Raw genomic sequence first — 8678 nt, forward strand, 5'->3', positions numbered from 1 at the left:
TTTGAATAATCAAAAATAGGCTTGTAAGTATTCAGCAGTCAGTTTTCAGCAGTCAGTTTTCAGCAGTCAGTTTTCAGCAGTCAGCGATTTAGTTAGCACATTTATCATAAGCAGCTTGTCGTATACCTTGGTAATAAATAGATTCAACACCCAAGGATTTTTCCAAAATTATCTCCCACCTTAAGTTAGTAATAAATTTATCAATTATTGTCTTCCATTCTATATCCTGATCTGGTAAAATTATTCCGTAAAAATCACAACTTAACGGTCGGTCAGGAATTAAGGTAAAATCCTGGAATGTCAGCCCTTGTCTTAAGGCTTCTGCCATTAAAAGCATGCCATCACTGGCAAAAGCATCAATATCCTGTTCGACAACATCTTTCAGAGCCAATTCTCGACCGTTAGAGCTTCTGTAACGAGTGTCTACTATTTCAGCTAATGGGTAGGTACTGGAGATTAAGGGATGTGTATTTGAACCAGGAAGGACACCAATTTTTTTACCAGCTAGGGAAGTTTCAGGATTGAATATACCCTTCATTTCGGGTCTGATTAGAAAATGTGTCCCGGAAAAATAAAAAGCAGTGGAGTAAGTAACTCCTGATAGTGGTGGAGCACTTTTGATCGTATTGGGACCACAATCTAGATGTACCTTGCCATTGGCTACCATCCCATAACGATTGTTAGGGGAGTCTTCGTCTAGAACAGATGGAATTGGTTCTAACCGAACAGGTCTATTGAGTACTTCACCAAAATAGTTGGCTAGAACATACATTTTAGTCATGCAGTAGCCTTGCAATTTGCCTTGGTCGTCTAAAAAACCAAAGGGAGCGGCATCTTCTCTAATTCCTACTTTTAAAACACCAGTGCGCTTAATTTCAGACAAGACTGTTTCAGCTAAACTGGCTGAGGTAAAGGTTAAGGATAAGATAATACTAAGGGTGACAGTGGCTAGCTTATTCCTCATTTCTTTTTCGGATTTCAGACTAATAATTATTTACTGATATTACTTTTCAATAGATAAATCCCTCAAAGGTTACCTAACCCTGACCCTAACCCTGATAAGTGCTAGGAATTTAGGGGAATAGTATCAAAGTATTACCAATAACTAATAACTTTTGTCATGAAACTTAACATGCACAGTATTGCTATAACTTCAGCCAATTTATTGATATTACTAAGCTATTTGGCTTAGTTTTTAGGTATTATAAGTTATTATTAATTTATTAATTATTTTGTCAATCTTTAATTTTTACCAAAGTACGGTCAATATCCTTGACCTTAGTACAGCCACTTAAGGCCATGGCTATATCCAATTCATCTCGTAACAATTCCAAGACATGGCGTACTCCCGCAACTCCTCCTACAGCTAATCCCCATAACACCGGACGACCTACCAACACCGCTGAGGCTCCCAAGGCTAGGGCTTTGAGCACATCAGTGCCTCGACGGATACCCCCATCGATTAATACCGGTAGATGATTTCCCACAGCTGCAACCACTTCGGGTAAGGCATCGATGGATGCGATCGCACTATCCAATTGCCGACCCCCATGATTCGATACAATGATTCCTTTTGCTCCATGGTCCAATGCCTTGAGAGCATCATCTCCTCGCAAAATGCCTTTGACTAACACCGGTAGAGTAGTGATCGATTGTAACCATTCCAGATCCTGCCAGGTCAGTGCTGGGTCAATTTGCTGGGCAAAATAGCTCAATAAACCCGATTCTCCTGCGGTTTTGGGAATTTCCAGACCAGTCATAGTCGCTAAATTAGCCAATTCCATCCCTACCGGTAGAGTAAATTGATTGCGTCGATCCCTTTCCCGACACCCCAACACTGGTGCATCTACGGTCAGACAAAGGGCACTAAAACCAGCTGCCTCCGCCCGTTCCACCAGTCTACGGGTGAGAGTGCGATCGCGATGGACATACAGCTGAAACCATGAGGGATTTTGGATATGGGATGTTGCCTCCTGCTTCTGTTGGCTCTGTTTCCCGGCAAGGGCTACAGCTTCTAACGGTTTGGTGGACATCGTACTCAACACCATGATTGCCCCTACCTCAGCTGCCGCCCTTGCTGTTGCCAATTCACCCTCTGGATTGGCCAGACACTGGAATGCCATGGGAGCAACCAGAATCGGTATGGGGAAAAACTGATCTAGGATTTGTGTGCTTAAATCTCGTTGACTCACATCCACCAACATCCGAGGACGGAGTTTTATCTTTTCAAACGCTGCACGATTGTCTCGCAGTGTTACTTCATCCCAAGCACCACTGGCGTAATAATCCAGTGCCATAGGAGATAGATACTGCGGCGCTAGGGATTCGTATTCGAATAGATTAATGGGTTGATTCAAGGTTTAAGGTTGGTTGAAGGTTTAAGGTTGGTTGAAGGTTGAAAGTTGAATTTCAAATTCGCGCATTCTAAATTCGCGCATTCTAAATTCGCGCATTCTTGTTCGCCTTTGGGGTTCGGTGTAGGGTAAATGGACTCTGGAACCCTTCTCAGTAAGGCACCTGACCGGCTGCGGGATTGATTATACAAGCTTTTAGATCAAGTCCACAGGAGAATGCCTTCATACACTATAAATAACCCAGAAGCTATAAGGATTGGGCTTTTTACTTTATTTCTGTAAATTGCTTTTAGTCTTGACAATAAAAAAAAGAAAGATAATATAAAGACTAAGGGTAAATATATATAAGACGAAAGAAAGCCACAGATTGTTTCTTAAACAAACATTAACCTAAATTTAACTAAACCTTACGCTATTACAAAGAATCAACGAGGTTGAAAGCCTCGCGTCTTTAGACCGGGGATGAAAACGAGATGGTGGCTTTAGCCGCCCTATAAGAATAGCTAGTGATTGACGTTTTATTCTAGGTGTGATAGAATAAATTAGAAGCGGTAGAGGTCGATAACCGATGATCATTCTTGAGTTTAAAGCCAAAGGGAAAAAGTCTCAGTACTCAGCCATAGATGAGGCTATTCGGACAGTTAAATTTATCCGAAACAGCTGTATCCGTTTGTGGATGGATAACAAAGGTACGAATAAATTTGACCTTAGTAAGTACAGTAAAGTACTGGCTCATCAATTCCCTTTTGCTAATGAGTTAAACTCTACAGCCCGTCAGGCTGCGTCGGAAAGAGCATGGTCATCGATTGTCCGCTTCTATGACAACTGTAAGAAAAAAGTACCTGGAAAGAAAGGGTTTCCCCGTTTTCAAAAGCACTGTAGATCGGTTGAGTACAAACAGTCGGGATGGAAACTATCTCCTGATAAGAAGTCAATCACCTTCAGCGACAAGAAAGGCATAGGGAAGCTCAAACTCAAGGGCACTTGGGATTTATGGCGCTTCGACAAGAAACAAATTAAGCGGGTTCGGATAGTCAAAAGAGCTGATGGCTACTATATTCAATTCTGCGTTTCAGTTGACGTAGTTGAGGAATTGGAACCATCTAAAAATACCATTGGCTTAGATGTGGGGCTTAAGGAGTTTTACACTGACTCTGACGGCAACTCTGAACCCAATCCCCGGTTCTATAGAACTGGAGAGAAGCGACTAAAGTTTTATCAGCGCCGGGTTTCCCGGAAAAAGAAAGGCTCATCCAATCGTAGGAAAGCCATTAACAGATTAGGTAGACAACATCTTAAAATAAGTAGGCAACGCGAAGAGCACGCAAAGAGACTTGCGCGCCGTGTAATCCGGTCTAACGACTTGGTCGCCTATGAAGATTTAAGAGTCAAAAACTTAGTTAAAAATCACTGTCTTGCCAAGTCTATTAATGATGCAGGTTGGTATCAATTCAGAAAATGGATGGAGCATTTTGGCAATAAGTTTGGCCGGGCGACCGTAGCAGTTAATCCTGCCTATACAAGCCAAAACTGTTCTGAATGTGGCGAAGTAGTCAAGAAGTCACTATCAACTAGGACTCACGTCTGCAAATGTGGTTGTAAGTTAGATCGTGACCACAATGCCGCTATCAATATCCTGAAAAGAGCCTTGGGTACGGTGGGGCACACCGGAACCTGGATCCTCGATCCAAACACTTCGGGAGATTTGGCCTCTACTGTTCTTGGTTCCGGCCAGGTTCAGCAAGCCGAATCGTTGAGCGAAGAATCCCCGCGTCTTTAGACCGGGGAGTGTCAATTACCGTTACTTAGTAATAGCTCTATAGTCTTGACCAAGTGTGGATTGCGACACCCTAGAATTGCTGGGAGTTTTTTACAGTGGTCAAAGCGATGAAATTGAAAAAAAATAGCTGGAAGCTAGCTGGCTTGTTTGCCGTAGTAGCATCAACTGTTGCGTTAGTGGCACCAACAGTTAACTCTCAAGGTACACCCACCGTCAGAATTGATGGGTCTAGCACCGTTTACCCGATTACTGAAGCAGTAGCGGAAGAGTTTCAGGATCTCAAGAAAAATGGAGTACGAGTAACCGTTGGTATTTCTGGAACTGGTGGCGGTTTTAAGAAATTCTGTATTGGGGAAACCGACATCTCTGACGCTTCTCGACCAATTAAGGACAAAGAGAAGGCACTCTGTGCTAAAAATGGCATTGAGTATATGGCCATTCCAGTGGCATACGATGCGATTACCGTCGTAGTCAATAAAGGCAATAGTGCGGTTACAGACATTAAAGTTGAAGAACTCAATAAAATGTGGAAGCCTGAGTCTGAGGGCACTGTAACCAAATGGAGTCAAGTAAATTCTAATTGGCCAGACCTGCCCCTCGTTCTCTACGGTCCTGGTGCAGACTCCGGAACCTTTGACTACTTCACTAAAAAGATTAACGGCAAGTCTGGTGCTAGCCGCACCGATTACACCCCTAGTGAAGATGACAACGTTTTGGTTCAAGGTGTAGAAACGGATCCAAAAGCCCTGGCATACTTCGGTCTTTCCTACTACCTAGAAAACCAAGACAAGCTTAAGGCTGTTGCTATCAATGGGGTAGAACCTTCTCTGACAACGGTACGTAACGGGACTTACACGCCCCTATCCCGACCAATTTTCATCTATGTCAACAAAAACGCTGTTAAGCGTCCCGAGGTAAATGATTTTGTGACCTATTACCTCCAAAATGCTGAGCGATTAGTCACTGAGGTTAAGTCGGTGCCTCTATCTTCTGCAGACTATGCCAAATCCCTGGCAGAGTTAGAGGTTCTAGTCGGTAGCGGTAACTAAGCCTAGAACTGGATCTAACCTAGAGGATTTAATTGCTTTAATGTGGTCAAGAGCGATTAGTAGTAGAATTATCAATCATCGCTCTTGACTTATGTTCAAAAGAGTCCTAAATTCTCAGGTAAGCATATGCGCTATGCGCACGCTGCGCGAACAGCCGTGAGCCTTCAGCCTTCAGGTGAAAATAAACTTTTTTGGCTTAGGGTGCGCAAACAGAAAAATCTAATAGTTCGAGATTAATCAGAATTGAAAGTCTGGGGATTTGCCCATAATTACGCATATCCCATTCGCTTAGCGTGGCCGCCAATAGCCACTCAATTAGCGTGCGCGTAGCGCAATAACTAATAACTGACAGCTGCCTTGAGACAATACTTTTATTTATTCCCGATTTAATGACCGAAAAACTGATTCGACTTAACCAGACCAAACAACTCTCACCAAAATTAATTCGCAATTTGCGAGAAAGAGGGATTGAAATACTATTGTTTTTGGCGGCATTATCTTCAGTCGCCACTATGGCAGCAATTATCTTTTTCCTGCTTAGGGAATCTCTGGCATTTTTCAAGGAAGTCTCATTAATTGATTTCCTCACTGATACCAAATGGACACCGATGTTTCTAGATAAACACTACGGAATTTTGCCATTGATATCAGGAACCCTAGTAACCGCTACGACTGCTCTCCTACTTGCTATCCCCACAGGAACTATTGCTGCGATTTACCTAAGTGAATTTGCTCCTCCTACATTACGAGAAGTAATTAAACCAGGTTTGGAGCTTTTAGCAGCAATTCCTACAGTGGTTTATGGTTATTTTGCCCTGCTGGTGGTTAGCCCTCTTCTGCGCAATATTTTTACTGAATTGCCGGTTTTTAATATGCTAAGTGCGGGTCTAGTCATGGGTTTGATGATTATTCCCTTTATTAGTTCCATTAGTGAAGATGCCATGCGAGCGGTTCCGGTAGAGTTACGGGAAGGGTCTTATGCTATGGGAGCAACTCGCTTACAGACAGCATGGAACGTTGTGTTTCCTGCTGCTATTTCAGGCATTGCCTCATCCTACATCCTAGGAGCATCGAGGGCTGTAGGGGAAACGATGATTGTTGCGATCGCAGCAGGCTTACAACCCAAAATAGCTTGGAATCCCCTAGACCAAGCCGCTACAATCACTGCTTACATCGTCCAGGTAAGTCTTGGAGATTTGCCTCATGGCACTCTAGAATACCAGACCATTTTTGCAGCTGGACTAACCTTAGTGTTAATGACTCTAGTCCTAAATATCATCGGGCATTTCTTAGCTAAGCGTTATCGAGAAATTTATTAGTATAGCGATTTTAAGTTGGGTGAGGTACACATTTTTTTATTTTAGGAATTATCTATCAATACTAGTTTCATATATCATTGGAAAACGCTATATAAATGTCACAGGAACAATTACTTACAATTCAAGAAGATATAAATCGCCGTAAGCTTATTAATCAGATTTTTGCCATCGTTGGTTTGGTAGTTATTCTGGTGGCTATATTTATCTTGCTGGCGTTAATAGTCTATATGGTAAGTTCAGGAATATCCCGGATTTCACCAGAGTTTTTTACATCGTTTCCTAGTCGTAGAGCAGAAAAAGCGGGGATTATGTCGGCCTGGGTAGGCACTAGTCTGATTATGTTAGTGACTGCCTTAGCTGCGGTGCCCATTGGTGTGGCTTCAGGAATTTATTTAGAAGAATATTCCCGAAAAAACTTGCTAGCGGATTTTATTGAAATTAATGTCACGAATTTGGCAGGAGTTCCCTCCATTGTCTATGGTTTATTAGCCTTGGGGTTATTCGTCTATGAGTTAAATTTAGGTCGAAGCATTCTCTCAGCAGGGTTGACTTTAGCCTTGTTAATTCTACCAGTGGTGATTGTCACCACACGAGAGGCACTGCGAGCAATTCCTAATCATCTCCGGGAGGCTGCTTATGCTCTTGGAGCCAGTAAGTGGCAAATGATTTGGGATCATGTTTTGCCCTATTCTTTTGGTAGTATTCTCACAGGCGTAATCATTGGTTTATCTCGGGCAATTGGAGAAACTGCTCCTGTGGTTACCATTGGTGCTCTAGTATTTATTCGCTTTTTGCCAGATTCTCCAATAAACAGCGAATTTCCTTATATTCCCTTTCAGGGTGAATTTCCCTATCTAAACATACAGCAGCTGTTTGCATGGCTTCAGTCTGAATTCACGGTTATGCCGATTCAAATGTTTACCTGGGTATCTAGACCTGAACGGGCATTTGAGGCAAATGCAGCTGCAGCCGGTACAGTGTTGATTGCTATGACTCTGGCTATGAATGGTATTGCTATTTATCTACGCTATCGCTTCCGTAAAGGTCTAAAATGGTAGAACAAATATCTGATAAATTATCCGAATCAACTATTAGTAACGCCAAAGCTGAGGTGGATAACCTCAGTTTTTACTATGGTTCATTTCAGGCGCTTAAAAGTATTAGTTTAGTGGTGCCGGAAAAACAAGTAACTGCACTAATTGGACCATCAGGGTGTGGCAAAACCACGTTACTGCGATGCTTCAATCGTATGCATGACCTTTATCCTGGTAATCGCTACGAGGGAGCAATCTGGCTCGACTCCGATGTCAACATTTTAGGTAAGAAAATTGACCCGATAGAAGTTCGGATGCGGATTAGCATGGTATTCCAAAAGCCTAATCCTTTTCCGAAATCAATTTATGATAATGTTGCCTATGGGTTGCGAGTGCGCGGTGAAAATAGGCGTCGTCTGATTGAAGACAAAATGGAGAAAGCCTTGCGGGGAGCGGCTTTGTGGGATGAAGTGAAAGACCGCCTCTATGACTCAGCCTATAACCTATCTGGAGGTCAACAGCAACGTCTTTGTATTGCCCGGGCTTTAGTGGCTGACCCAGAGATTATTTTATTCGATGAACCCACCTCTGCCCTTGACCCCATTGCTACTTCCAGCATTGAAGAATTAATCGGTGAGCTGAAGAAACAGGTCACAATTTTGATTGTGACTCACAGCATGCAACAGGCAGCAAGAATATCAGACTATACCGCGTTTATGTACTTGGGGGCAATGATGGAGTTTGGGGAGACTAGGCAAATGTTTGAACGACCGTCGAACTCACAGACAGAAGCTTATATTAGCGGACGCATTGGCTAGAACCTCAGCAGCAGCTGGTTAAGGGATATGCGTTCGCTAGCCAACGCCCTTCGGGCTAATCGCATATCGTAAACCCTTCCTGAACATGCTGCTTTCATCAACTAAAAATTCAGGACTTACGCACAGAATCCATGGGTAGGGTGGGCAAAACCTTGCCCACCCTACAGGTAGCGTTAACTTGAGGGATTTGCGTAAGTCCTAAAATTGCTATAATTTTTGGTTGATGCCCAGTTTGAGGTAAACCTTGAAAACTGTTGCTGTCTTTTTTGATGAAGCTGGCACCTTTGCCTACCCATTTACTAAAAAAAAGTATATACGACACAT

8 protein-coding genes are annotated in these 8678 nt (G+C 42.8%); 5 read left to right on the forward strand and 3 right to left on the reverse strand.

Annotated elements, in window-relative coordinates; genetic code table 11:
- Positions 1–88: 88 nt before the first annotated feature.
- Both F6K52_RS07150 and F6K52_RS07155 read right to left on the reverse strand, forming a co-directional pair.
- Positions 89–964, reverse strand: a complete 876-nt coding sequence (locus tag F6K52_RS07150) for a transporter substrate-binding domain-containing protein (protein WP_293075794.1) — start codon at positions 962–964, stop codon at positions 89–91.
- A gap of 271 nt (positions 965–1235) precedes the next feature.
- A complete protein-coding gene (locus tag F6K52_RS07155; RefSeq protein WP_293075796.1) occupies positions 1236–2357 on the reverse strand; it encodes an alpha-hydroxy acid oxidase in 1122 nt (373 codons plus the stop codon).
- 565 nt (positions 2358–2922) lie between these two features.
- Between F6K52_RS07155 and F6K52_RS07160 the strand changes: the two genes are divergently transcribed.
- The 5 genes from F6K52_RS07160 (at position 2923) to pstB (ending at position 8354) form a co-directional block, all read left to right on the forward strand.
- Positions 2923–4134 carry a transposase gene (locus F6K52_RS07160; RefSeq protein ID WP_293075798.1) on the forward strand — a complete coding sequence of 404 codons (1212 nt, stop codon included), beginning with the start codon at positions 2923–2925 and terminating at the stop codon, positions 4132–4134.
- Positions 4135–4241: 107 nt separating this feature from the next.
- Positions 4242–5183: a PstS family phosphate ABC transporter substrate-binding protein gene (locus F6K52_RS07165; protein ID WP_293075800.1), complete on the forward strand. Its 942-nt coding sequence runs from the start codon at positions 4242–4244 to the stop codon at positions 5181–5183.
- 389 nt (positions 5184–5572) lie between these two features.
- Positions 5573–6502 (forward strand): phosphate ABC transporter permease subunit PstC, encoded by a 930-nt coding sequence (gene pstC / locus F6K52_RS07170; protein ID WP_293075803.1) that lies wholly within the window; start codon positions 5573–5575, stop codon positions 6500–6502.
- A gap of 95 nt (positions 6503–6597) precedes the next feature.
- On the forward strand, positions 6598–7560 hold the full coding sequence (pstA, locus tag F6K52_RS07175) for a phosphate ABC transporter permease PstA (protein WP_293075804.1): 963 nt from the start codon (positions 6598–6600) through the stop codon (positions 7558–7560).
- Positions 7554–8354: a phosphate ABC transporter ATP-binding protein PstB gene (pstB, locus tag F6K52_RS07180; RefSeq protein WP_293075806.1), complete on the forward strand. Its 801-nt coding sequence runs from the start codon at positions 7554–7556 to the stop codon at positions 8352–8354. The genes pstA and pstB overlap by 7 nt, the downstream gene beginning before the upstream one ends.
- A 109-nt stretch (positions 8355–8463) precedes the next feature.
- Here pstB and F6K52_RS07185 read toward each other — a convergent pair.
- A partial coding sequence (locus tag F6K52_RS07185; RefSeq protein WP_293075808.1) for a hypothetical protein occupies positions 8464–8678 on the reverse strand: 215 nt, incomplete at its 5' end.

It is taken from the genome of Moorena sp. SIO3H5 (assembly GCF_010692395.1).
Lineage (GTDB): Bacteria > Cyanobacteriota > Cyanobacteriia > Cyanobacteriales > Coleofasciculaceae > Moorena.